The organism is Stenotrophomonas maltophilia (assembly GCF_006970445.1).
Classification (GTDB): domain Bacteria; phylum Pseudomonadota; class Gammaproteobacteria; order Xanthomonadales; family Xanthomonadaceae; genus Stenotrophomonas; species Stenotrophomonas maltophilia_AU.
On record NZ_CP033877.1, the window covers coordinates 3,746,300 to 3,770,693 of the forward strand.

20 protein-coding genes are annotated in these 24,394 nt (G+C 67.7%); 11 read left to right on the forward strand and 9 right to left on the reverse strand.

Annotated elements, in window-relative coordinates; genetic code table 11:
• The first annotated feature begins 297 nt into the window (after positions 1-297).
• Positions 298-1,467, forward strand: a complete 1,170-nt coding sequence (locus EGM71_RS17155) for an OprO/OprP family phosphate-selective porin (protein WP_072167603.1) — start codon at positions 298-300, stop codon at positions 1,465-1,467.
• A gap of 66 nt (positions 1,468-1,533) precedes the next feature.
• Positions 1,534-4,176 (forward strand): hybrid sensor histidine kinase/response regulator, encoded by a 2,643-nt coding sequence (locus EGM71_RS17160; protein ID WP_188485921.1) that lies wholly within the window; start codon positions 1,534-1,536, stop codon positions 4,174-4,176.
• A 561-nt stretch (positions 4,177-4,737) separates the two neighbouring features.
• Here the strand turns inward: EGM71_RS17160 and EGM71_RS17165 are convergent.
• From EGM71_RS17165 to EGM71_RS17180, 4 genes are read right to left on the reverse strand one after another with little or no spacing between them, the layout of a single operon-like run.
• Positions 4,738-5,388: a response regulator gene (locus EGM71_RS17165; RefSeq protein WP_005410976.1), complete on the reverse strand. Its 651-nt coding sequence runs from the start codon at positions 5,386-5,388 to the stop codon at positions 4,738-4,740.
• A gap of 28 nt (positions 5,389-5,416) precedes the next feature.
• On the reverse strand, positions 5,417-6,472 hold the full coding sequence (locus EGM71_RS17170) for an ABC transporter substrate-binding protein (protein WP_188485923.1): 1,056 nt from the start codon (positions 6,470-6,472) through the stop codon (positions 5,417-5,419).
• Positions 6,469-7,860 (reverse strand): sensor histidine kinase, encoded by a 1,392-nt coding sequence (locus EGM71_RS17175; protein WP_188485924.1) that lies wholly within the window; start codon positions 7,858-7,860, stop codon positions 6,469-6,471. The genes EGM71_RS17170 and EGM71_RS17175 overlap by 4 nt, the downstream gene beginning before the upstream one ends.
• Positions 7,853-8,542: a response regulator transcription factor gene (locus EGM71_RS17180; protein ID WP_005419188.1), complete on the reverse strand. Its 690-nt coding sequence runs from the start codon at positions 8,540-8,542 to the stop codon at positions 7,853-7,855. The genes EGM71_RS17175 and EGM71_RS17180 overlap by 8 nt, the downstream gene beginning before the upstream one ends.
• A 242-nt stretch (positions 8,543-8,784) precedes the next feature.
• Between EGM71_RS17180 and EGM71_RS17185 the strand changes: the two genes are divergently transcribed.
• The 5 genes from EGM71_RS17185 to EGM71_RS17205 all read left to right on the forward strand — a co-directional run bounded on the left by EGM71_RS17185 (position 8,785) and on the right by EGM71_RS17205 (position 15,284).
• Positions 8,785-9,924, forward strand: a complete 1,140-nt coding sequence (locus EGM71_RS17185; RefSeq protein ID WP_188489875.1) for an OprO/OprP family phosphate-selective porin — start codon at positions 8,785-8,787, stop codon at positions 9,922-9,924.
• A 75-nt stretch (positions 9,925-9,999) separates the two neighbouring features.
• Positions 10,000-11,328: a CitMHS family transporter gene (locus EGM71_RS17190; protein WP_188489877.1), complete on the forward strand. Its 1,329-nt coding sequence runs from the start codon at positions 10,000-10,002 to the stop codon at positions 11,326-11,328.
• A gap of 24 nt (positions 11,329-11,352) precedes the next feature.
• Positions 11,353-12,093, forward strand: coding sequence for an acetoacetyl-CoA reductase (gene phbB / locus EGM71_RS17195; protein WP_012481221.1), 741 nt, complete (start codon positions 11,353-11,355; stop codon positions 12,091-12,093).
• Between the two features lie 208 nt (positions 12,094-12,301).
• A complete protein-coding gene (locus EGM71_RS17200) occupies positions 12,302-12,826 on the forward strand; it encodes a hypothetical protein (RefSeq protein ID WP_188485926.1) in 525 nt (174 codons plus the stop codon).
• 160 nt (positions 12,827-12,986) lie between these two features.
• Entirely contained in the window at positions 12,987-15,284 is a 2,298-nt protein-coding gene (locus EGM71_RS17205) for a TonB-dependent receptor (RefSeq protein ID WP_188485927.1), read from the forward strand.
• A 436-nt stretch (positions 15,285-15,720) separates the two neighbouring features.
• Here EGM71_RS17205 and EGM71_RS17210 read toward each other — a convergent pair whose 3' ends face one another.
• Positions 15,721-16,974, reverse strand: coding sequence for a flavohemoglobin expression-modulating QEGLA motif protein (locus EGM71_RS17210; RefSeq protein ID WP_188485929.1), 1,254 nt, complete (start codon positions 16,972-16,974; stop codon positions 15,721-15,723).
• A gap of 209 nt (positions 16,975-17,183) precedes the next feature.
• Positions 17,184-18,293 carry a ribosome small subunit-dependent GTPase A gene (rsgA, locus tag EGM71_RS17215; protein ID WP_188489879.1) on the reverse strand — a complete coding sequence of 370 codons (1,110 nt, stop codon included), beginning with the start codon at positions 18,291-18,293 and terminating at the stop codon, positions 17,184-17,186.
• 114 nt (positions 18,294-18,407) lie between these two features.
• On the opposite strand from rsgA, the gene EGM71_RS17220 reads away from it, so the two are divergent.
• From EGM71_RS17220 to EGM71_RS17230, 3 genes are read left to right on the forward strand one after another with little or no spacing between them, the layout of a single operon-like run.
• Positions 18,408-19,682 (forward strand): pyridoxal phosphate-dependent aminotransferase, encoded by a 1,275-nt coding sequence (locus tag EGM71_RS17220; protein ID WP_188485931.1) that lies wholly within the window; start codon positions 18,408-18,410, stop codon positions 19,680-19,682.
• A gap of 3 nt (positions 19,683-19,685) precedes the next feature.
• Positions 19,686-20,303 (forward strand): SGNH/GDSL hydrolase family protein, encoded by a 618-nt coding sequence (locus EGM71_RS17225; protein ID WP_188485933.1) that lies wholly within the window; start codon positions 19,686-19,688, stop codon positions 20,301-20,303.
• Positions 20,304-20,307: 4 nt separating this feature from the next.
• Complete coding sequence (locus tag EGM71_RS17230; RefSeq protein ID WP_188485935.1) at positions 20,308-21,027, forward strand: class I SAM-dependent methyltransferase; 720 nt, start codon at positions 20,308-20,310, stop codon at positions 21,025-21,027.
• A 44-nt stretch (positions 21,028-21,071) separates the two neighbouring features.
• On the opposite strand, the gene EGM71_RS17235 is transcribed toward EGM71_RS17230, so the two are convergent.
• Positions 21,072-21,851 carry a polysaccharide deacetylase family protein gene (locus EGM71_RS17235; protein WP_188485937.1) on the reverse strand — a complete coding sequence of 260 codons (780 nt, stop codon included), beginning with the start codon at positions 21,849-21,851 and terminating at the stop codon, positions 21,072-21,074.
• A gap of 59 nt (positions 21,852-21,910) precedes the next feature.
• Between EGM71_RS17235 and grxD the strand changes: the two genes are divergently transcribed.
• Entirely contained in the window at positions 21,911-22,837 is a 927-nt protein-coding gene (gene grxD / locus EGM71_RS17240) for a Grx4 family monothiol glutaredoxin (protein ID WP_188485939.1), read from the forward strand.
• Between the two features lie 76 nt (positions 22,838-22,913).
• Here grxD and EGM71_RS17245 read toward each other — a convergent pair whose 3' ends face one another.
• Both EGM71_RS17245 and EGM71_RS17250 read right to left on the reverse strand, forming a co-directional pair.
• Entirely contained in the window at positions 22,914-23,453 is a 540-nt protein-coding gene (locus tag EGM71_RS17245; RefSeq protein WP_075676279.1) for a DUF924 family protein, read from the reverse strand.
• A gap of 43 nt (positions 23,454-23,496) precedes the next feature.
• Entirely contained in the window at positions 23,497-24,273 is a 777-nt protein-coding gene (locus tag EGM71_RS17250) for an AMP nucleosidase (protein WP_005414446.1), read from the reverse strand.
• Positions 24,274-24,394 lie beyond the last annotated feature (121 nt).

Below are 24,394 nucleotides of genomic sequence, written 5' to 3' on the forward strand. Positions count from 1 at the left end.
GGCCCCGGGACTGCACGGGAACCGTTACCGTGGAAACTGATCGCAGGCCCTGTGCAGCACGCACAGGGGGTGCGACCAATGGACGCCTTTGTACGCGCCAGGCACGCCGGCGCAGATAACCTATTGGTACTAGCCCCCCGGTTCAGGTGGCACAGGTGCCTACACTGGCGCCGCACCGCCCGATCCTGGGGAGGCTGGTGGCCCGAGCTGAACGGCTGGGCATGTCTTTGCGAAAGTTCCGGCCCTTGCGGCCGTTGATGTCCTGTCCACACGCAATCTGAGAGAGCCGCACCCAACATGCGCCCGAATCCCACCTTGCTGGCCCTGTCGCTGGCCGCCCTTCCCGCCTTCGCCTCGGCCGCCGATTTCGACAACTGGCCGACCAAGTACACCTTCGGCGATGGCACCGAGCTGGCGGCCACCGCCAACATCGCCTACGACTACAACGACTTCTCCTCGGCCAGTGGCCTTGAGGACGACGATGCCGTGCGCCGCAAGGAATTCGGCGCGACGCTGAAAAAGAAGGGCGTCTACGATGCGATGGTCTACTACGACTTCCAGGCCGACACCTGGCTGGACGTGTTCGTGCGCTTCGAGAGCAAGGCCTTCTTCGGCCGTGACGTCGGCCGCTTCCGCTTCGGCTACATGAAGACCCCGGTCGGCCTGGATGCGAACACCTCTTCGCGTGCCGGCAGCTTCCTGGAAACCTCGCTGCCGGTGCAGGCCTTCTACGAAGGCCGCCGCACCGGTGTGGAGTGGGTGCTGGAGCGCCCGCAGTACCTGCTGCAGGCCGGCGCCTATGGCGGCAAGGACCTGCAGGGCGACAACCCCGGCACCACCCAGGCCGTGCGTGCGGTGTGGACGCCGGTGAAGGCACCGGGTGATGTGATCCACCTGGGCCTGGCCTACTCGCAGGAAAACCCGCGTGGCTACAGCGATGGCCGCGACGTGCACCACGAGGCCAGCGCCCGCCTGCGCGCGCGCCCGGAAGCCGGCCTGACCGACATCCGCTACGTCGATTCCGGTGCGCTGGTCACCGCTGACCAGATCCGCCGCACCGGCCTGGAAGGCATCTGGATCCGCGGCCCGTTCTCGCTGCAGGCCGAAGCGCTGCGCGCCACGGTCACCCGCCATGACGGCAAACCCGACTTCACCGGCAGCGGCCAGTACGCGATGGCCAGCTGGGTGCTGACCGGTGAGTCGCGCCCGTACAACGCCGGCGCGGTGGCCAACATCAAGCCGGCGCACAACTACGGTGCGGTCGAACTGGTGGCGCGCTACAGCCGCCTGGACCTCGACGATGGCGACATCCTGGGTGGCCGCCAGCACGACCTCACCCTGGGTGCGAACTGGTACCTGACCAGCCACTTCAAGTTCCAGGCCAACTACGTGAAGGTCGACGCCAGCCGTCGTGGCGTGCACAGCACGCCGGAGATCTTCGAACTGCGCGCGCAGATGCACTTCTGACCCCTTCCACGTCAGACCCCGGCGGGCGTGCACGCCACGCCCGCCGGCCCTGCGTAGACTGCCGCCATGTACTGGCTCAGCCGCCACCGGATGCTGTTGCTGACCATCCTGGTGATGGTCGGTGGCACCATGCTGTGCGCGGTCGCCGCTGGCCACTACGCCTGGCGGCGCGCGCTCGGCGACGAAAGCAGCCAGGTGCAACGCCAGCTGCAGCTGTATGGCCAGGGCCTGCAACAGCGCATCGACCGCTTCGGTACCTTGCCGCAGGTGCTGGCGCTGGACCCGGATCTTCTGCACGCGCTGCGCGTGCCGCCCTCGCCCAGCGAACGGCAGCGGCTGAACCTCAAGCTGCAACGCGCCAATGAAGTCACCCGTGCCTCGACCCTGACCCTGGTCGGCCACGACGGCGTGGCGGTGGCGGCCAGCAACTGGGACCAGCCGACCACCAACGTCGGCGAGAACTACAGCTACCGCCCCTACTACCGCCAGGCGCTGGCGCAGGGCCGTGGCCGCTTCTACGGCATCGGCATGACCACCGGCGTGCCCGGCTATTACCTTTCACAGGCCATCGAAGAAGACGGAAAGCGGCTGGGTGTGGTGGTGATCAAGGTGGAGCTGTCCGCGCTGGAACAGGAATGGCTGAGCAGCCCCGACGTGGTGCTGGCCAGCGACGACCACGACGTGGTGTTCCTGGCCAACCGTGACAGCTGGCGCTACCGGCTGCTGCGCCCGCTGGGCACCGATGAACGCCGCGAGATGCTGGACGCCCGCCAGTACGCCGACCGCACATTGCAACCGCTGCGCGCACGCACCGAAGACGTGCTGGCCGACGGCGGCCGCATGGTGCGCCTGCTGGATCCGGCACTGCCGCAGCCGATGCTGTGGCAGAGCCTGCCGCTGCCCGCCGAAGGCTGGAACCTGCACCTGCTGCACGACGCCAGTGCCGCCACCGCGGCCGGTCGCGCGGCGGCACTCACCGGCGGTGCCGCGTGGCTGGCACTGGGCTTCCTGGTGCTGTTCGTGCAGCAGCGCCGGCGCCTGGCCAAGCATCGCCTGCGCAGCCGCCGCGAGCTGGAGACGCTGCTCAAGCAGCATGCACAGGAACTGCGCACCGCACAGGATGGCCTGCTGCAGGCCGCCACCGATGCCGACAGCGGCCTCAGCCGCAGCCTCGAACACCTGCCCCAGGGCGTGGTGGTGATCGACCGCGAACTGCGCCTGGTCGCATGGAATTCGCGCTACCTGGAACTGTTCCGTTTCCCGCTGGACCTGGTGCGCGTGGGCCGGCCGATCGAGGAACTGTTCCGCTTCAACGCACGCCGTGGCCTGCTCGGTCCCGGCCCGGTGGACGAGGCCATCGAGCGCCGCCTGAACCACCTGCGCAGCGGCCGCCCGCACATGCGCGAGAGCGAAAAGGACGACGGCACGGTGCTGGAAATCCGTGGCAACCCCTTGCCCGATGGCGGCTTCGTTACCAGCTATGCCGACATCACCAGCTACAAGAACGCTGCGCGTGAACTGCGCTCGCTGGCCGATGCGCTGGAACACCGCATCGCCGAACGGACCCACGACCTGGACGAAGCACGCCGCGAAGCCGAACAGGCCAACCGCTACAAGACCCGCTTCGTGGCCTCGGCGGTGCACGACCTGCTGCAACCGCTCAATGCGGCGCGCATGTTCGTCTCGGTGCTGCGCGGCAAGCTCAGCGACCCGGCGCAGCAGCAGACCAGCGACCACATCGACGCTGCACTGGCCGCGCAGGACGCGATCCTCAACAGCCTGCTGGATATTGCCCGGCTGGAATCGGGCAGCCTGCCGACCCGCGTGCAGGCATTCCGGCTGGGGCCGCTGCTGCAGACGCTGGCGCGTGAGTTCGGCATCGCCGCACAGTCGCGCGGGCTGGTGGTGGACTGGGTCGATACCGATGCGGTGGTGGTCAGCGATGAAGCGCTGCTGCGGCGCATCCTGCAGAACTTCCTGTCCAATGCACTGCGCTACAGCGAGCGCGGCCGCGTGCTGCTCGGCTGCCGTCGCCGCGAAGGCATGCTGTGGATCGAAGTGCACGATCAGGGCCCCGGCATTCCCGACGCGTTGCAGGGCGAGATCTTCGAGGAGTTCCGCCGCCTGCACGACGGGCAGCAGCGCGGCGCCGGCCTTGGCCTGGCCATTGTCGACCGCATCGGCCGCCTGCTGGGGCATCCGATCCGGCTGCGCTCGCAGCTGGGCCAGGGCAGCGTGTTCGCCGTAGGCGTGCCATTCGGTGAAGCCAGCGCGATTCCCGCCTCTGCACCCGCGCCGGTACTGGTGCAGGAACCGGCCGCGGACAATCCGCTGCGCGGGCGCCGGGTGTGGGTGATCGACGACGACCCGCACGTCTGCGCCGCCAGCCGCGCGCTGCTGGAGCGCTGGGGCTGCGAGGTGCTTCTGGCCGATGGCCCGCAGGCGGCGCTGCAGTTGGCCAGTGCAGCAACCGTGCCGGAGTTGGTGCTGCTGGATGTACGCATGGGCGATCACCACGGCCCGGTGCTGTATGAGACGTTGGCGGAGCTGTGGCAGGCACGCCCGCCAGTGGTGCTGGTCACCGCCGAACGCGATGCGGGATTGCGTGAGATGGCCGCCGAGCGTGGCTGGGGAATGATGGCCAAGCCAGTGAAGCCGCCGGCGCTGCGGGCGCTGATGAGTCAGTTGCTGGTCCGGCATCGCGGGTGATTCCAGCCAACGGCACAGCCCCTCCTGTGGGTGGTGTCTGGTTGCTCGTGAAAAGCAAAAGCCGTGGGTGGGCCGGTCGGGTTGGGTGCGCGGGGGACGCCGTGAATCCATCCCTGGAGGCTTGGCAGCCGCATCCATGCGGCTGACACCCCCGCGAACCCAACCCGACCGGCCTCTGACAGATTTCGGTGGCCTGCCACCCACGGAGAAGAAAAAGAAGATCAAAAGCGGATCGCGCGCTGCGCTTGCTCGTGTAAAGCCGAGCCCATGCTCGGCTTCGCGGACCGGCCGCAAAGCAGCCGAGCGTGGGCTCGGCTCTACAAAAGGCAGCCTGCCAGGCTGCCTTTGCTTTTGATCTTCTTTTCTCTTCCGTGGATGGATGCGCACGGAACCTGTCCGTGGCCGGGCAGGTGGGCTGCGCAGGGGCGTGAGCCGCATGGATGCGGCGACCGAGCTTACATGGACGTACTTGCAGCGGCCCCTGCGCAGTCCACCTGCCCGGCCTCACTCATGAACTACTCTACGTGTCCACCCACGAGGGGCTGCGCCGTTGGCTGGAAACTACAACCCGATGCCCGCGTCGCCCTCAGGCTCCAGCGCCTTCACCAGCACCGCCGCCTGCGTTCGGCTATGGCACTCGAGTTTTTTCAGGATGGCGGTGACATGCACCTTCACCGTGTTCTCGGCCAACCCCAGCGTATAAGCAATCTGCTTGTTGAGCAGGCCATCGGCCAGGCACAGCAGCACGCGGAACTGCTGCGGGGTCAGTTGGGCCAGGCGGCTGGCCAGCAGCGCGTCGGCCTCCGAACGCTCGGCGGCCATCGCCGGGAACCACAGGCCACCATCGAGCACCGCCTGCACGGCCTCGCCGATGGTCTCGGCCGGGGCCGACTTCGGGATGAAACCGGCCGCGCCGAACTGCTGCGCGCGGCGGATCACCCGCGGGTGGTCGTTGGACGAGAGGATCACCACCGGGATGTCCGGATGCGAGCCACGCACGTGCAGCAGCGCGGAAAAACCGTGCGCACCAGGCATCGTCAGGTCGAGCAGCACCAGGTCCACATCCGGGTGCGCGTCGAGGGCTTCGGCCAGCGCATCGGCGCTGGCGACCTCGCGCACCTGCGCCAGCGGCAGGCTCTGCCGCAAGGACTGCACCACCGCCGAGCGCAGCAGCGGATGGTCATCGGCGATCAGGATGGTGTATTCGCTCATGCCGCCATTGTACGGGCAGGCCGGAGCCTCAGCGCCCCGCCGGCTCGACGCTGCTGCGCCAGGCGTCGAGGAACTGGCGGCGCTTGAGCGCGTCCAGGTACACCAGCAGACCCGGGCCGAGCTGGATCGGACGCCGGCTGCGGCCGGGCGCATCGTCGCCACGTGCGTTGCCGGTCACGATCGGCATCAGCCGCGCCTCACGCGACAGCACCTGCTGGCCACGCGGCGACAGCAGGTAATCGAGGAAGCGCCGCGCTTCTTCCGGGTGTGGGCCGGTGCGGGGGATCACCGCGGTGCGCAGCACCACCAGCGTGTAGTCCTCGGGCTCGACGATGGCCAGTGGCGCGCCGGCATCGACACGTGCCTGCGCATAGGAGCCGAGCACGTTGTAGACCAGCGACAACTCGCCGCTGGCCACCTTGTCCAGCAGCACGCCGGTGCGCTCTTCGCGCACCACGTCGTTGTCGCCGAGCGCCCCCAGCAGCGCGCCGGCAATGCTGCCGCGCTGCGCATCCTGGGTTGCCAGCAGGTAGCCGACACTGCTGCGCTCAATGTCATAGGTGCCCACCTTTCCGCGTAGCGGTGCACCTTCAGCACGCAGCCGGTCGAGCAGCTGGCGGCGCGTGTGCGGCACCTTTGCCGAAGGCATCGCACGGGTGTTGTAGACCATCACCACCGGCTCATAGCTGATGCCGAACGCCTCGTTGCGCCACTGTGCCCAGGCCGGCAACGCAGCGGTCTGCGCCGAACGGTGCGGCAGCGCATGGCCATCGTTGACCAGCTTGGTCTGCAGGTCCATGCCACTGGAGATCAGCAGGTCCGGCGATGCCGGCCCGACGCGGTCGTGCAGGTACCGCGCGTACAGGTCCTGGGTGATGATGTCCTCGTACACCACCTCAGTGCCCGGGTGCATGCGCTGGTAGTCGGCGATGACCACCGCGAACACTTCGATGTCGGTGGTGCCGTGGATGCGCAGCTGCTCGGTGGCGGCTCCCTGCGCAGGGAAACGGCGCACATCGCCCGGTGCGGCCAGCACCGGCAGGGCCAGCAGCAGGGCAACGGCCGTGGCGAACAGGCGGATCATGAACTGCTCCGTGGCAGGCGGATGGTGGCGATCAGCCCGCCCTGCGGGCGGTTGCTGAGGTCGATGCGGCCGCCATGGCTGTCGACCACGCGCTTGACGATGGCCAGGCCCAGCCCGGCACCGCCGGATGGCGCGCCTTCGCCACGCGCGAAACGTTCGAATACGCGCTCGGCATCGGCGGCCGCGATGCCGGCGCCATGGTCGGCGATGGTCAGCACGGCCTGCCCGCCTTCCACGGTCAGGGCGATCTGCAACGGGCCGTCGCCGCCATACTTCAATGCGTTGTCGACCAGATTCTTGATCGCCTCGCGCAGCAGCAGTGCATCGCCGTGCACCTGCACAGGTTCGGCGGTCATCGCCAGCTGCACGCGCGGCGCCGGGCCGGCCTGCGGCAGCGCTTCATGCAGGGCCTGGTGCACGGTCTCGGCCAGGTCCACCGCCGCAAAGCGCTGCAGGTGCGAACGATGGATCACGCTGGCATCGCTGAGCAGCTGGTTGAGCAGCCGGCTCATGTGGGTGGCGTTACGCTCGATCGCCTGCAGGCTGCGTCGCATGTCCTCCGGGTCGTCGTCGTCCAGCGCCAACTGCGCCTGTGCACGCAATGCCGCCAACGGCGTACGCATCTGGTGTGCGGCCTCGGCCATGAACGCGCGCAGTGTCTCGTTGCTGCTGGACAGGCGTTCCATGAAGCGATTCAACGCGGCCACCATCTGGTCCATCTCACGCGGCACGCGGGCATCCAGCGGCTTCAGGTCGGACGGTTCCCGTCGCGACAGCTCGCGCTCCACCCGCACCAGCGGCCGGAATGCGCGATGCACGCCGAACGCCACCAGCGCCAGCAGCAGCCCGGACAACACACCGATCGCCAACAGCGCGCGATTGACCATGTCCTGCGCGACGGCTTCCCGTGCACGCCGGGTCTGGCCAACCTGGACCTGTACCTCGCCCTGCGCCGAGGCGGCGGCGAAGCTGCGGCCGACCACCACGAAGCGCACGGTCTCGCCGCTGTAGGGGGCGTCGAACAACTGCGGCTGCGTGCCGGGCCGGCGCGGCGGTGCCGGCAGGTCGCCGTAGCCGGTGATCAGGTTGCCTCGGTTGTCGGCCACCCGGTAGAACACGCGGTCTTCCGGCGCCATCGCCAGCAGGTCCAGCGCCGCATACGGCAGATCGACCTGCCACTGGCCATCGACCAGGGCCACCGAATCGGCAATGGACAGCGCCGAGGACACCAGCAGGTGATCGTAGGATCGGTTGGCGGCGCGCTGGCCATAATCGCGCGCGGCAAACAGCAGGGCCACTGCGAACACCGCCAGCAGCACGCCGAGGTAGAGCAGCAGCGTGCGCCGCAGCGAACCCGGGGCGGCAGTGGCAGCGCGCGCGTCAGCCATCGGCGTCGGCATGGGTATCGCTGGCTTCCAACAGGTAGCCGACGCCGCGCACCGTGGTGATGCGCAGCGGCGCGCCGGCCAGCTTCTTTCTCAGGCGGCCAACGTACAACTCGATGGCATTCGGGCCCGCTTCGTCATCGAAGCCGAACAGGCCGTTGCCGATCTCGTCCTTGCCGACCACCTGGCCGAGACGGCCGACCAGGATCTCCAGCAGGCGGTACTCGCGGTTGGGCAGTTCGATCGGTTCGCCGTCGAGGCTGACCCGGTGCGCAGCGTTGTCGAACTGGAAGCCGCCGATCTGCACCACTTCGCTGGCCTGGCCTCGCGCACGCCGCAGCAGCACGCGGCAGCGCGCTTCGAACTCGCGGAAATCGAACGGCTTGCCCAGATAGTCGTCGGCCCCCACATCCAGCGCCTGCACGCGATCTTCGATGCCATCACGCGCGGTCAACATCAACACTGGCGTGCTGTCACCGCGCTCGCGCATGCCAGCCAGCACGCGCAGGCCATCGAGCTTGGGCAGGCCGATATCCAGCACCACCAGGTCGAAGCTCTGGTAACGCAGCACGCTGGCGGCGGCCAGTCCATCGGCCTGCCAGTCCACGGCGTGCCCGCTGCGGCGCATCCGGCGGATGATCGCATCGGCCAGATCCGGATTGTCTTCGACCAGCAGCAGGCGCATGGGCACACGGGCGGGAGGGGAACCGAATGCTACCGCATGCTGCCTCCGCGCTCGCCGGGCATGGCATGGCGAGCGCAGCGGCCCGCTTTTCGCTGCACCGCACAATCCGTTGACAGGACGATGACAGCTTGCCCGACCCAGACTGCGGCCGCGCACCGTCCGGTGCCCACGATTGCCGCGCGCCTGGCGCGCACCTGGGAGGGTTTGTGGAATTCACGTTTGCCTGGCGGCGTCCTGCCGCCATGATGGCGCTGGCCGCCCTGTCGGCGCCGGCCTTTGCCGCTGAAGACGACCGTCCGGTCACCGCCACCCTCGGTGGCCGCCTGCACCTGGACTTCGCCACCTTCGACAACGACAACCGCGGCACCCCGAACAAGGACGACACCGAGATCCGCCGTGCCTGGCTGGACGTGTCGGGCAAGTTCTTCGTGGTCGACTACAAGCTGGAGGCCGACTTCTCCGGCGACCGCGTCGAGGCCAAGGACGTCTACCTGGCACGCAGCTTCGGCAAGGCCGGCAAGCTGACCGTGGGCCAGTTCAAGCAGTACTTCTCGCTGGATGACCGCACCAGCTCCAACTACGGCAGCTTCCTGGAGCGCGGCAACGCCGGCACCACGCTGGCGCCGCTGTACCGCCTGGGTGCGTCCTGGCAGGCCAACCCGGGTGACTTCACCTGGGCGGCCAGCCTCTACAGCCTGGAGAGCATCGACGCGTGGCAGGTGAAGGGCCGCGCGGCGGGTGGTCGCGTCACCTGGGCGCCCTCGCCCAGCGACGGTGACGTGCTGCACCTGGGCCTGTCGCTGGCCCGCGAGGCCTACGACAACCCCGGCGCCAATGGCACCCCCGGCCTGAAGATCCGACCACGCCCGGCCGGCCACCTGTCCGACGAAAGCCGCCTGACCCTGGTCGACTTCTCCGCCGGCCGCGATACCGACGTCAACAAGTGGTCGCTGGAATACGCGCAGGTGCGCGGCCCGCTGTCGTGGCAGGGCGAGTTCAGTGGCGCCACCTTCGATGACGGCGCCCAGCGCGGCGACGTGATGGCCGCCTACGGCATGCTCAGCTGGTTCGTCACCGGCGAAAGCCGCGCCTATGACCGCAAGACCGGCCGCTTCGCGCGGGTGAAGGACATCCGCCACAAGGCCGGTGCCTTCGAAGTGGCGCTGCGCTACGACCAGATGTGGGGCGCGCAGCACCTTGATGGCGCTCCGGACCTGCGCCGCGGTAGCACCGAAGCGTGGACGCTGGGTGGCAACTGGTACCTGCGCGACAACCTGCGCTTCATGCTCAACGTGATCGAAAGCCGCAACCGCGACCGCCTGGCCGGGGTCACGGTGGACCGCACGCGCGCGGTCACCGGACGCCTGCAGTACGACTTCTAAGCCCCACATCCCGGGCACGTCGCCCGGGCCCCTTCCACTCCCCCACATCCTGTTTTTGCAAGGAGTCCGCAGATGATGCTGAGCATCCTCGGCTTTGGCATGGTCATTACGTTCATGTACTTGATCATGAGCAAGCGCCTGTCGCCGCTCGTCGCCCTGATCACCATCCCCATCCTGTTCGCGCTGATCGGTGGCTTCGGCGCCGGCCTCGACGAGATGATGCTGGAGGGCATCAAGAAGATCGCGCCGACCGGCGTGATGCTGATGTTCGCCATCCTCTACTTCGGGGTCATGATCGATGCCGGCCTGTTCGATCCGCTGGTGCGGATCATCCTGCGCTTCGTCAAGGGCGATCCGATGAAGATCGTGCTCGGCACCGCCGTGCTGGCGATGCTGATCTCGCTCGATGGTGATGGCTCGACGACCTACATGATCACCGTCTCGGCGATGCTGCCGCTGTACCAGCGGCTGGGCATGAACGCGCTGAACATGACCTGCGTGACCATCCTCGCCGGCGGCGTGATGAACCTGACCCCGTGGGGCGGCCCGACCGCACGCGCGGCCACCGCGCTGCACGTGGACCCGGCCGATGTGTTCGTGCCGCTGATCCCGTCGATGGTGATCGCCTGTGCCGGCGTGCTGCTGCTGGCCTGGTACCTGGGCCTGAAGGAACGCCGTCGCCTCGGCGTGGTGACCCTGCCCAAGGGCGGCAGCTGGATGGACAACAGCGTGTCCGACGACAGCAACCCGCTGCCGACCGTGGAAGACGCCGAAGACATCAAGCGTCCGAAGCTGCTGTGGGTCAACCTGGCCCTGACCGTGGCACTGATGACCGCGCTGATCATCGGCGTGCTGCCGATGCCGGTGCTGTTCATGGTCGGCTTCGCCATCGCGCTGGTGATCAACTACCCGAACCTGGCCGAGCAGCGCCGCCGCGTGGTCAACCACGCCGGCAACGTGCTGTCGGTGGTGTCGCTGATCTTCGCCGCAGGCATCTTCACCGGCATCCTCAACAACACCGGCATGGTCGAAGCGATGTCGCACAGCTTCCTGGCGGTGATTCCGGAATCCTGGGGCCCGTACCTGGCGGTGATCACGGCCGTGGCATCGATGCCGTTCACCTTCTTCATGTCCAACGACGCGTTCTACTTCGGCGTGCTGCCGATCCTGTCAGAGGCCGCCGGCAACTACGGCATCACCCCGGTGGAAATGGCGCGCGCCTCGCTGGCCGGCCAGCCGGTGCACCTGCTCAGCCCGCTGGTGCCGTCCACCTACCTGCTGGTGGGCCTGGCCAAGGTCGAATTCGCCGACCACCAGAAGTTCACCCTGAAGTGGGCCATCGCCATCTCGATGCTGCTGATGATCGGCAGCCTGCTGTTCGGCCTGTATCCCCTCGCCGCCTGACCCCTTACCCAGGAGCCTTCTGCAATGACGCTTCGAATCGCTTACGTCACCAGCGGCATGGGCAGTGTCGGTACTGCCATCTGCCAGAGCCTGGCCCGCAGCGGCCACACCGTGGTTGCCGGCTGCGCGCCGAACTCGCCGCGCAAGGCCAACTGGCTGCGCGAGCAGCGCGAACAGGGCTTCGACTTCATCGCCTCCGAAGGCAACGCGACCGACTGGGCCTCGACCAGCGCCGCGTTCGCCAAGGTGCGCGCCGAAGTCGGTGAAGTGGATGTACTGGTCAACAACTCCGGCGGCAGCCGCGACCTGCTGTTCCGGCAGATGACGGTGGAGGACTGGAACGCGGTGATCGCCTCCAACCTCAATTCGCTGTTCAACCTGACCAAGCAGGTGGTCGACGGCATGGCCACGCGCGGCTGGGGCCGCATCATCAACATCGGTTCGGTCAGTGCCCACAAGGGCCAGATCGGGCAGGTGAACTACGCCACCGCCAAGGCCGCGATGCATGGCTTCAGCCGTGCGCTGGCGGCGGAAGTGGCCTCGCGCGGGGTCACCGTCAACACGCTGTCGCCGGGCTACATCGCCAGCCAGGCGATCAGCAGCTTCCCGCCGGACGTGCTGGACCGGCTGGCCGCGTCGGTGCCGGTGCGCCGCCTCGGCCGCCCCGAGGAAGTGGCCGGCCTGTGCGCGTGGCTGGCTTCGGACGAAGCCTCGTACGTGACCGGCGCCGACTATCCGGTCAACGGTGGCCTGTACATGGGTTGAGCCCGCCTCCACGCAACGCGTGGACCGCCTCCCCCACGGAGTGCGCGGGGCCGGTGAACCTTCGCTTGCGAGGGGGATCCGGCCCCTTTTTTGTTTCTGCATTTTCGGGACGCATTGCCCGATACATCGGCAGAACCGGTGCTATACCTGCCAACGCTCGCTGAGCCCGATGGATGAACGGCCGGAATCGCGGATCAAGGAGGTTGGCATGCGTGCATTGCTGAGTGCGCTTCTTGTGGTCGCCACCCCGCCACTGGCGGCCACCCCACCTGCTGCCAGTGCGGATGAGGCGGATGCAACATGGCGGCTGGTGGAGCGCTGGTCCTTGCAGCTGTCACGCTCTGACCTTGTCGCGCAGCTATCACCTCTGGTCCCGGTCGGCTCGCGTTCGGAAGCAAGAATGGGCCGGGGCGACAGCGCCACCATCGATCTGGCGCCATTCGTGGTCGCTGGGAGGATCAAGGGGCCTTCTGGCCAGATCTACACCGATGCGTCGGGGCGAATCATCAAAGGCATCACGCTGTCGCTGGGCGGCGCCTGCATCTCGCGAAGGCAGATGGGTCGTCGCTACCCCGACTTCAACGTCCTTTCCGTCCCGTCCGGGCATAGTCTGGACGAGTCGACGGTGTTCGGCACGGTAGTGAACGGCATCCAGATCGGGTTCTCATTCTCCGAACATGATCGTGACTGCATGGACCAGCTCAAATTCGGCTGGCCCGGTGAGCGCTTCTGATTCCCACCGGCATACCGCCATGACGAACATGTTGCAGGACACGCACCACCGCCCTGCACCGTTCGTTGGTTTTTCGTAAAGAAGGTTTCATGTTCCGTTCGCATAGTGGCCATGCACCGCGCACCCGTGCCGGTGACCACCCCCAATGCAACGGACCACCATGCAGACCCGACACCTGACGATCGCCGTGGCGATCGCGCTCTCCGCCGCCGCCAGCGCCCACGCCGCCACCACCGCCGATACCGGCGCCAGCACCGATGCCGCGCTGAGCGCGCAGACGCTGGATACCGTCTCCGTGATCGGCCAGGGCGAGACCCGCCAGGTGCAGCGCATCACCACCGTCGACAAGCAGGTGCTGCCGCCTGGCACCAGTGGCCAGAAGATCCTCGACCGCCTGCCGGGCGTGTCGGTGCAGTCCAATGATGCCTTCGGTGCCAACGAGGAATCGCAGACCATCAGCCTGCGTGGCTTCGACAAGAGCCGCCTCGGCTACACGCTGGACGGCATCCCGCTGGGCGACAACAGCTACGGCAACTACAACGGCCTGAGCATTTCCCGCGCGATCATCGCCGAGAACCTGGCTGGCGCCGAACTGTCGCAGGGCATCGGCTCGCTGGGCGTGGCCTCGACCAGCAACCTGGGTGGCACCATCCAGTATTTCTCGATGGACCCGTCCACCGAATTCGGTGGCCGCGCCAGCGTCACCGTCGGCGACAACAGCCAGCGCCGTGGCTATCTGCGCGTGGACACCGGCGACATCAACGGCTTCTCGGCCTATGTGTCCGGCGTGCACCAGGACCAGGACATGTGGGCCGCGCCGTACCAGAACCAGACCACCCGCCAGTTCAATGCCAAGGCGGTGTGGAATGTCGGCGACCACCGCTTCGGTGCGTTCGTGGCGACCTCGCGCGCCAGCCAGGCCAACTACGCATACCTGTCCAAGGACATGCTGGCCCGCGGCCTGGGCTATGACTGGAACATCTACGCGCCGGACTGGGACCGCGCCGTCGCTGCCGCGTACTGCGCGCCGGGCACCTACAACAAGGCGCGCTGCGCGTTCAGCGGCGGCGTCAACAGCATCGACGATGCGTACTACCAGAGCCGTGCGCTGCGCGACGACAACCTGTACTCGGTCGATGCCGACCTGCGCCTGGGCGAGCAGGGCCGCCTGAAGCTGCTGGCCTACCATCACGACAACCGTGGCCAGGGCCACTGGTGGGCACCGGGCCAGCCGTCCTACCCGGGCACCGACAAGATGCTGCCGATCTCGATCCGCAGCACCAACTACACGATCAACCGCGATGGCCTGACCGCCGCACTGTCGTGGACGGTGGGCATCCACGAGCTGGAAGCCGGCCTGTGGTACGAGCAGAACGACCATAACGTGTCGCGCAACTTCTACTACATCAGCGGCCCGTTCCTGGACGACCTGTACCTGAAGAACCCGGACCGCCTGCTGTTCAACCAGGACTTCGACATCCGCACGCGCCAGTTCTACGTGCAGGACCGCATGCGCTTCCTGGACCAGCGCCTGACCGTGGACGTGGGCATCAAGAGCCCCAACACCCGCATGCGCGCCACCGCGCAGCCCGGTGTGGAAACCAGCATTGCATCAGGCACGCTGACCGCCAAGGAATCGGTGCTGCCGCAGGTGGGCCTGGGCTTCAAGCTCAACGCCAACAATGAGCTGTTTGCCTCCTACGCCGAGAACATCGCCGCCTTCGTCGGCGGTGGCAGCGGCGGCCCGCTGCAGGTGTCGCCGGAATCGTTCGCGGCCAGCGCCGGGCTGGAGCCGGAGAAGTCCAAGAGCCTGGAAGCCGGCTTCCGTACCTTCGGCGAGAAGTACCAGGCGTCGATCGCGGCCTACAACGTCAAGTTCGACAACCGCCTGCTGTCGCTGAACCCGTGCTCGAGCATCGAGGTCGGCACGCGTCCGGAGTGCGTGACGCGCTTCATCAACGTCGGTTCGGTGAAGAGCTACGGCGCAGAACTGACCTTCATCTTCAAGCCGATCGATGGCCTGCAGTGGTACAACGCGCTGTCCTGGAACAAGACCACCTACGAGGACGACTACCTGTCCGGCGGCGCGGTGGTGCCGGTGGCCGGCAAGATCACGGTGGATACGCCGCAGCGCATGGCCTCCAGTGAGATCAGCTGGAACCGCGACGGTTTCTTCGCCAGCCTGCGTGCCAAGTACACCGGCAAGCGCTACTACACCTACACCAACGACCAGTCGGTGCCGGGCGTGACCACCTTCGACGCCGGTGCGGGCTACGATTTCGGCCCGGGCCTGGGCCTGCGCAACGTGCGGGTGTCGTTGAACGCGACCAACCTGACCAACAAGCGCTACGCCGGCCAGCTGAGCTCGTTCGCACCGACCGATCCGAAGGGCACGCGCTATGCGATCCATGCGAGCGCACCGCGGCAGCTGTTCATGACGGTGGCGGCGGAGTTCTAGGTCGAAAGCGTTGCCCCGCGGCGTCTTGATTATCGTCGCGGGGCAGGGCCGGATGGGCCGGCGCAGGACACGCCGTAAACCCATCCATGGGGGCTCGATGGCGCCATCCATGGCGCCAACGGTCCTGCGCCGGCCCATCCGACCCTGCTCGACGGTTTCCCGCGCCACGGTGCGGAGGGCAAAGAAGAGCAAAAGCAAAGAGCCGGGCAATGCCCGGCTCTTTGCTTTTCAAGCTCTTCAAGCGCAATCCCTCTGGTGGACTGCTGGCCGTCTCGCGGGAAATTGTCTGGAGCGGGGGGCTTGCGCTGGCTAGGACCGTCTACGGCATGGATGCCGTGGCCGAGCCTACAGGGACGTACTTGCGGCGTGTCCTGGCCAGCGCAAGCCCCCCGCTCTCCCCGATATCAATCGAGACGCCACAGGCCGCCAACGCATTTCATTCCGGCGCCAGCTGGTCCATCCGTATCCGGTTGGCAAACAGCGAGAACGCCAGCATGCCGGCCAGGCCGTTCGCCCGGCTCACCCAGTGCGGCAGCCAGCGCGGCGGCTTCAGCACTCCCGCCTCGAACAGCGGCGCGAATGCAATCGCATCGGCCAGGCTCATCTTGCCGGCAAACAACCAGCGGCAGACCTGCAGGCGATCCTCGGCCAGCATGTGGCGGAAGAAGGTGTGCACCGACACCAGGCCGCGCAGGTACACCGTGTCCTTGGTGAAGGCAAGGCCGCCACTGGGCGGCACGCCGCGGAACACGCGCTGCGCCGAAGCGAAGCTCTCTTCCGCGTTCTGCCCGGCATCGCAGAAGTAGCGGAACACTTCGATGAAATCGGCGCCTTCGCGTGCCATGGCAATCGCTTCGGTACGCAGGCTGATGCGCTTGAGGCGCTCGATGTCGATGCTGCCGGTGATCTGTTCGGCGAAAGTGGCCAGCCCTTCCTGGGTTGCCGTCACCCGTGGCGAGGACAATGCCAGGCTCGGCAACACCGGCTGTTCGCGGCCGTTCAACGCGGTCAGCGAATGCACCAGCGCTTCATGGTGGAACAGCTGCGCGCGGTCGTAGGCACTGAAGCGCGCGCTGGTACGCAGGCGGATGCGGGTCGGGCCGGCGGCGGCCTTGGACACCAGCTCCGGATCCAGCTGCACCTGGATGATGCGTGATTCGAAGAAAGCGTCCAGATCGTTCTGCAACTGCAGCTGCAGTGCGATGGCCGAGACCGGCACCTGCTCCTCCGGCGCCAGCAGTTCGTGGTCCAGTTCGGCGGCAATCTGGATGAAGTGCCGCGCCGCTTCGCGCGTGCTCGGGCCATTGCCCGGCAGCGGCTGCTCCGGCGCACCGAACAGCTGCACCGAACAGGTATCAACGGCGGCGGTACCCAGCCCCTCAAGCAGCTGCGCGGCCAGGTCCCAGCTCTGCGCCGACTGCCGCACGTAGTGGCCCAGCGGATGGCCTTCATCGCAGTCGGCAGCGATCGCGGCCAACGCACGGCGTTCTTCGCTGAAGTCGAGCCGTGGGTAATCCACCTTCGGCAGCACCGGCTGGCCACGCGCCACGCTGTCCAGGAACGGTGCCTGCAGCGTTGCCGGCCAGCTGGTCAGGCCCAGCAGGCGGATGCCTCCCACGGCCTCGACCAGGCGCGCATCGAGCGCTGCATGGTGGGCCACCTCACGGTCCAGCGTCGCGGTCGGTTCCATGCGCGGACTATAACGCCCTGCCCGCGCGTTGGTAGGTGCCAACCTGGGTTGGCATCCGCCGGCGGCGGGCTTCGAACACATCCGTGCCAACCAAGGTTGGCACCTACCAGGCGCCGGCCGTTGGCACCTGCCCGAAGCGGGCAGAGGCGGGTTCATTGCAGGGGTCAGAGCCCATTGCGGCGCAATGGGATCCGACCCTGCGGTACCGATCAGCGCCGGCGCGGCTTGCCAGCCGGGCGGAACTGCTGGCCCTTGCCCTTCTTGCCGCCGCGCTCCTGCGCGGTCTCGGCCTGGCGAACCGCCAGCTTGGCGGCAGCGGCAGCCACTTCTTCCTTCAGCTTGAAGTAGTTCAGCAGCCGGCTCTCTTCGATCTCGCCAGCGTCGATCGCTGCGCGAACAGCACAGCCCGGTTCCTGCTGGTGCTTGCAGTCGTTGAAGCGGCACTGTGCGGCCAGCGCTTCGATGTCGGCGAAGCCACCTTCGGACAGCGTTTCTTCGCCGGTCGGCTTCAACTCGCGCATGCCGGGAGTGTCGATCAGGCAGGCGCCCATCGGCAGCGGCATCAGCGCGCGGTGGGTGGTGGTGTGGCGGCCACGCGAATCGTTGGCGCGCACCGCGTTGGTCTTCATTCGCTGCTCGCCGAGCAGGGTGTTGGTCAGCGTGGATTTGCCGGCACCCGACGAACCCACCAGCACCACCGTGCGGCCCGGGCCCAGCCACGGCTGCAGCACGGCTACGCTGTCGGCATCCAGGCCATTGATCGCATGCAGCGCGATGCCCTGCATCTCCAGCTCTTCCAGCACCGCCAGCGCATCCTCGCTGTACTCGGTCTGGTCGGCCTTGGTCAGCACCACCACCGGTTCGGCACCACCACCGCCGACCAGCAGCAGATAGCGTTCGATGCGCCTCGGATTGAAGTCGGCATCCAGGCCGCAGACGATGAACACCGTATCGATGTTGGCCGCGATCACCTGCTGGTGGTAGTGCTCACCGGCGGCGCCACGCTTGATCGCGGTGCGGCGTGGCAGCAGCGCGACGATGCGGATGCCGTCCAGCAGCACCCAGTCACCCACGGCCGGCCGCTCGTGGCTGGGGAAGCGCGGTCGCTGCCATTCCGGCAGCGACTCGGCCTTGATCGCCGCATCCGGGCCATCGGCAACCACGTAGTGGGTACGGTGCTGTTCGATCACCCGCGCCGGGCGGGCCTGCGGGTGCGCGGCCATCACGGCCTGCCAGTCGGCCTGCTGCGCCGGGCCCGGCCAGGGCCAGCCGATGGTCTGCAGGGCGATGAAATCGGGGGTCTGGGTCATCGCCGCCATTCTACCTGTGACCGCCCCCTGCCAGCCCAGCAATGACAAGCCCGGAGCCCTTGCCATGCACTGCAGCAATTCCGGTAGGATGGAATCCCCATGCCTTTTGACGGCCCAGCCCCCATGTCCACCATCTCGCCCAAGCCCCTGGCCATCCGCGAGCGCCTTTCCGAAGTGCGCTACGAAATCCGCGGAGAACTGGCGCGGCGAGCCCGGGAGCTGGAGGCGCAGGGCCGCAAGCTGATCAAGCTCAACATCGGCAATCCGGGCAACTTCGGTTTCCGCGCGCCCGAGCACCTGCAGCGCGCGATCGCCGACGACATGGGCCGCACCGACCCGTACACCCACCAGCAGGGCCTGCCGGTGGCACGCGAGGCCATCGCCGATTACTACGCCCGCCGTGGCGCACCGGATGCACACCCGGACCGCATGTTCGTCGGCAACGGCGTCAGCGAGCTGATCGACCTGTCGCTGCGCGCGCTGCTCAATCCGGGCGATGAAGTGCTGGTGCCTTCGCCGGACTATCCGCTGTGGTCGGCCTCGACCATCCTCAACGATGGCCGCCCGGTGTACTACCGCTGCGCCGCCGAGAACGGCTTCCAGCCGGACCCGAGCGAGATCGAGACGCTGGTGTCGTCACGTACCCGCGCCATCGTGCTGATCAACCCGAACAACCCCAGCGGCGCCAGCTACCCGCGCGAACTGCTGGAGCGCGTGGTCGAGATCGCACGACGCCACAACCTGCTGTTGCTGGTCGATGAGATCTACGACCAGATCCTGTACGACGATGCGGTGTTCCAGCCGGTCGCGCCGCTGGCCGGCGACCACCCGTGCCTGACCTTCAGCGGCCTGAGCAAGGTGCACCGTGCCTGCGGCTGGCGCGTGGGCTGGGCCCACCTCAGCGGCGACGATGCGCGCCTGGGCGACTTCCGCGCCGCGCTGGACCTGCTCGGCGCGCTGCGCCTGTGCGCCAACGTGCCGGGCCAGTACGCCATCGAGGCCGCGGTGAACGGCCCGGACACCATCTCCGAACTGTGCACCCCCGGTGGCCGCCTGTATGAAACCCGCCGCGCGGTGATCGAAGCCTGCGAAGCCAGCGAGCACCTGTCGCTGGTCGCGCCGGCCGGCGCGCTGTATGCGTTCCCGGCGGTGGTCGGTGCTGCCGCCAAGGGCTTTGACGACCACAACTTCGCGCTGGACCTGATGAACAACGAAGGCGTGCTGGTGGTACCGGGTTCCAGCTTCAACGTGCCCTACCGCCATCATTTCCGCGTGACCCTGCTGCCGGAAGCCTCGGTGATGCGCGATGTGTTCGCCCGCATCGACCGCGTGCTGGCCCGCCGCGCCGAGGACGCGACCAAGGTCGTACCGTTGAAGCCACGCCGTTCGGTGGCCTGAGCCGTGGCGCTGTCCTACCTGGCGCTGGGCGACTCGTACACCATCGGTGAAGCCGTTGCGGTCGAAGGCCGCTGGCCGCACCAGCTCGCCGCCGCCCTGCGTGCGCAGGACGTGGCGCTGGCCGACCCACAGACCATCGCCACCACCGGCTGGACCACCGACGAACTGGACGCTGGCATCGATGCGGCCGCACCGCAGGGCCCGTTCGATTTCGTCAGCCTGCTGATCGGCGTCAACAACCAGTACCGCGGCCGCCCGCTGGACGAGTACCGCCTCCAGTTCGAGGCCCTGCTGCAGCGGGCGATCGGCTTTGCCGGTGGTCGCCCCGCGCGTGTGCTGGTGCTGTCCTTCCCCGACTGGGGCGCGACGCCGTTCGGTGCCGGCAGTGGCCGCGACCTGGCCACCATCGAGATCGAGACCGACGAATTCAATGCGGCCGCCGAGGTGATCAGCACCCAGCAGGGCGTGGCCTTCGTCGACATCACCGACATCAGCCGTGACCACGGTAACGACCCGGCGATGATCGCCGAGGACGGCCTGCACCCGTCGGCGCGGATGTACGCGCTGTGGAGCGCACGCGCGCTGCCGGTCGCCGCACACCTGCTCGGCGGAACGGACTGAGGCGATGGATGGCACGCCACGGAACGGCTCGCCCCTGCCCTGCACACCGCTGACCGCCCCGCAGGCCCGCGCGATCGCCGAGGCGTTCCGCCCGGCACAGGCCTGGGGCAGCCGCCGCGACTACTACTACACCCGCGGCAAGCTCGGCAGCGACCCGCTGTACGACGGCGTTCTGCAGCATCTGCCCGACGACGGACGGGCGTTGCTGGACCTGGGCTGCGGGCTGGGCCTGTTCGCCCATGTACTGCGCCAGCGCGGTGGCGCCCAACCCTACCTCGGCGTGGACGTGGACGCCGGCAAGATCCGCCGCGCCCAGCGTGCCGCCACCGGCCTGCTCGATGTGCGCTTCGATTGCCTGGACGTGCAGGCGCCGCTACCGGCGCAGGCCGGGCACGTCCTGCTGCTGGATGTGCTGCAGTACCTGGATGCGGGCCCACAGCAGGCACTGCTGCGTGCGGCCAGCGCACGGGTCGCTCCCGGCGGCCGCCTGCTGCTGCGCACGCCGCTGGCCACCGGCGATGGCCGCGACCGCACCACCCGGGTGGCGGATCGGCTGGCCTGGCTGGTCGGCTGGATGGGCACGCGACCGCGCCACTATCCCGACCCGCAGGTGCTGCAGGCGACACTGACCGAAGCGGGATTGCAGGTGACAGCGCCGCGCCCCCTGCATGGACGCACGCCCTTCAACAGCTGGCTACTGGTGGCCGAACGCCCTGCGCAGTAATGCCGAGCCCATGCCCGGCTGCTCCAAGCGACCAGAACCCGGAGTTACAGGGCCGGCAGCTGGGCCTTCAGCCCGCGCTCGTCCAGCGCCTGCAGCACGCGCTCGATGATCGCCAGGTTGTGGCCGTGGGCGGCACCCTCATGCAGCAGCACGATGGCGCCCGGGCGCAGGTCCGGCAGCAGCCGGTCGAGCACGCCCTGCACCGTGCAGCCGATACCGTCGAAGCCGCGCGCGCTCCAGCCGACCCGGACCAGGCCCAGCCGCTGCAGTACCGGTGCCACGAACGGATTGGTCATGCCCACCACCGAACGGTACCAGCGCACCGGGCGGCCGCTCACCGCCTGCAGGGCATGCTGGCAGCCCTCGATCTCGGTGCGCATCGCCGCCGGGCCCAACCGCCAGAAGCGTGCCTGCGGGTGGCTGTGGCTGTGGTTGCCCAGGTCGTGGCCGCGGCGCAGGATCTCCTGCACCAGGTCCGGCTGCGCCAGTGCACGCTCGCCCACCAGGAAGAAGGTGGCGCGGGCCTGGTGGCGGTCCAGCAGGTCGAGCACCGCACGGGTCTCCGGGCCAGGACCGTCATCGATGGTCAACCAGACGCTGTTGCCGGCATCCGGCATCCGGCTCAGCACCGGCGCGTAGAAACGGCTGTTGGGCAGGAACACCGGCACCATGAACAGTGCGTGGCTGGCCACCATCAGCGGCAGCCCCCAGTGCCAGCCGGCCAGGGCCCAGACCAGGATCACAACCAGCTGCGACGCCACCAGCCAGGGCAGCCAGCGCCAGGGGCGGGTCGGGATGCGATGCAATGTTCCTGCGTTGCTCATCCCCCATGATGCCATGAGGGTTAGAATTGATGATTCGAATTCCCGGAACCCCGACGTCCATGTCCCTCGATACCGCCCTGCGTTCGCGCATCGAATCCATCCTCAACGCCAACCGCGTCGTGCTGTTCATGAAGGGCCAGCCGTCGATGCCGCAGTGTGGCTTCTCGGCCAAGGCCGTGGGCGCCCTGCAGGACCTCGGCGTCGAGTTCGCCCACGTCAACGTGCTGGCCGACCAGGAAATCCGTGAAGGCATCAAGGCCTATGGCGACTGGCCGACCATCCCGCAGCTGTACATCGACGGCGAACTGGTCGGCGGCAGCGACATCGTGCTGCAGATGGCCGCCAGCGGCGAGCTGAGCAGCGTGCTGGGCCTGGCTGCGCCGGACCGTACCCCGCCGAGCATCACCGTCACCCCGGCAGCCGTGGAAATGCTCAAGGGCGCGCTGGCCGATGCCCCGGGCGCGGCCCTGCAGCTGTCCATCGACGCCGGTTTCCAGCCGAACTTCCAGCTGGCCCCGCACGACGAAGGCGCCATCGCCGCCGAGTCCAACGGCCTGCGCGTGCAGTTCGACCTGGCCAGCGCCCGTCGCGCCAACGGCATCACCATCGACTGGGTGGACGACATCCGTGGCAAGGGCCTGGCCATCGACAACCCGAATGCGCCCAAGCCGGTGCAGGAAATCAGCGTGCGCGATGCCGACGACCTGGTGCGTGCCGGCAACATCACCCTGGTGGACGTGCGCCCGGCCGACGAGCGTGAAATCGCCGCCGTGGGCGTGCCGTTCAAGACCTTCGACGGCACCGGCCGCGCCGCGCTGGAAGCCCTGCCCAAGGACACCGCGCTGGCCTTCATGTGCCACCACGGTGGCCGCAGCGCGCAGGCCGCCGAGCAGTTCCGCACCCTGGGCTTCACCAAGGTGTTCAACGTCACCGGCGGCATCAATGCCTGGTCGGAAGACGTCGACAACGGCGTGCCGAAGTACTGATCGACACTGAAAAAGGGGACGGAGGGGATTAAGTCGTTTTGCCACAAACGACTTAATCCCCTCCGTCCCCTTTTTCTTAGCCGGCGAAACCGCCTTCGGCCAGGTAGTCCAGTTCCTCCGGCGAGGGAATACGCCCCAGCACGGCGTTGCGGTGCGGGAAGCGACCGAAGCGGCGGATGATGTCGCGGTGCAGCTCGGCGTACTGAAGGTATTCCTTGTCGCCCAGCACATCGAACATCGCCACCGAACGGTCCTGGTCCAGCGGGTCCTCGGAGTGCTCGAACGGCAGGTAGATGAAGGCGCGCAGCTTGGGCACCAGCTGCAGGTCCAGGCCTTCCTCGATGGCGCGCATGGCGTAGTGCCGGGCGAGGCCATCGGTGGCATAGGAATGGGCGCTACCGCGGAAACAATTACGCGGGAACTGGTCCAGCAGCAGCATCAGCGCCAGTGCGCCCTCGGCACTGCCCAGCCAGTGTTCACGCGCACGCGAAGCGGCCGCGAAATGCTCATCCAGGAACAACTGGCGGAACTGCGCGTCGAACGCGTCGTCGCGGGCGAACCACTTCGCAGGGCCCGCCTCTTTCCAGAAATCCACCACTTGCGCGGCAACATCCATCACCTACTCCCCAGGGCCGGCGCGCCGCGCCAGGCCATCATCATCATTCGTCGAAGCGCAGGTGGCGGACCGACTTGCCGTTGCGCCGGATAAGCTTAAGCGCCTCGATACCGATCTGGATATGGTTTTCCACGAACTGGGAGCTGACCTTGGCATCGGACGCCTCGGTCTTGACCCCATCGGGGATCATCGGCTGGTCCGATACCAGCAGCAGCGCGCCGCTGGGGATGTGGTTGGCGAAGCCGGCCGCGAACACGGTGGCGGTTTCCATGTCGATGGCCATGCAGCGCATCGCCCGCAGCCGCTCCTTGAAGGCCTCGTCGTGCTCCCAGACCCGGCGGTTGGTGGTGTAGACGGTGCCGGTCCAGTAGTCGTGGCCGAGGTCGCGGATCATGGTCGAGACCGCACGCTGCAGCGCGAACGCCGGCAAGGCCGGCACTTCCGGCGGCAGGTAGTCGCCCGAGGTGCCCTCGCCGCGGATCGCCGCGATCGGCAGCACCAGGTCACCCAGCTGGTTCTTGCGCTTGAGGCCACCGCACTTGCCCAGGAACAGCACCGCCTTGGGCATCACCGCCGACAGCAGGTCCATGATGATCGCGGCATTGGGGCTGCCCATGCCGAAGTTGATCATGGTGATGCCGTCGATGGTGGCACTGGCCATCGGCCGGTCCAGGCCGATGACGGGGGCGCCGGTCAGCTCGGAAAAGGTATGCAGGTAGCCCCCGAAGTTGGTCAGCAGGATGTGCTGGCCGAACTGGTCCAGGGGCACGCCGGTATAACGCGGCAGCCAGTTGTCGACGATTTCCTGCTTGCTCTTCATGGGCGGTCCGGTACGGCGTGGGGACCGGCTATTTTCGGCCAGCCGGGCGGTGCCGTCGAGCCGTCGGCGACCGGCCTGTGAAGAAGGTCACTTGGCAGCCCGCCAGCGCCCGGCTAGCGTC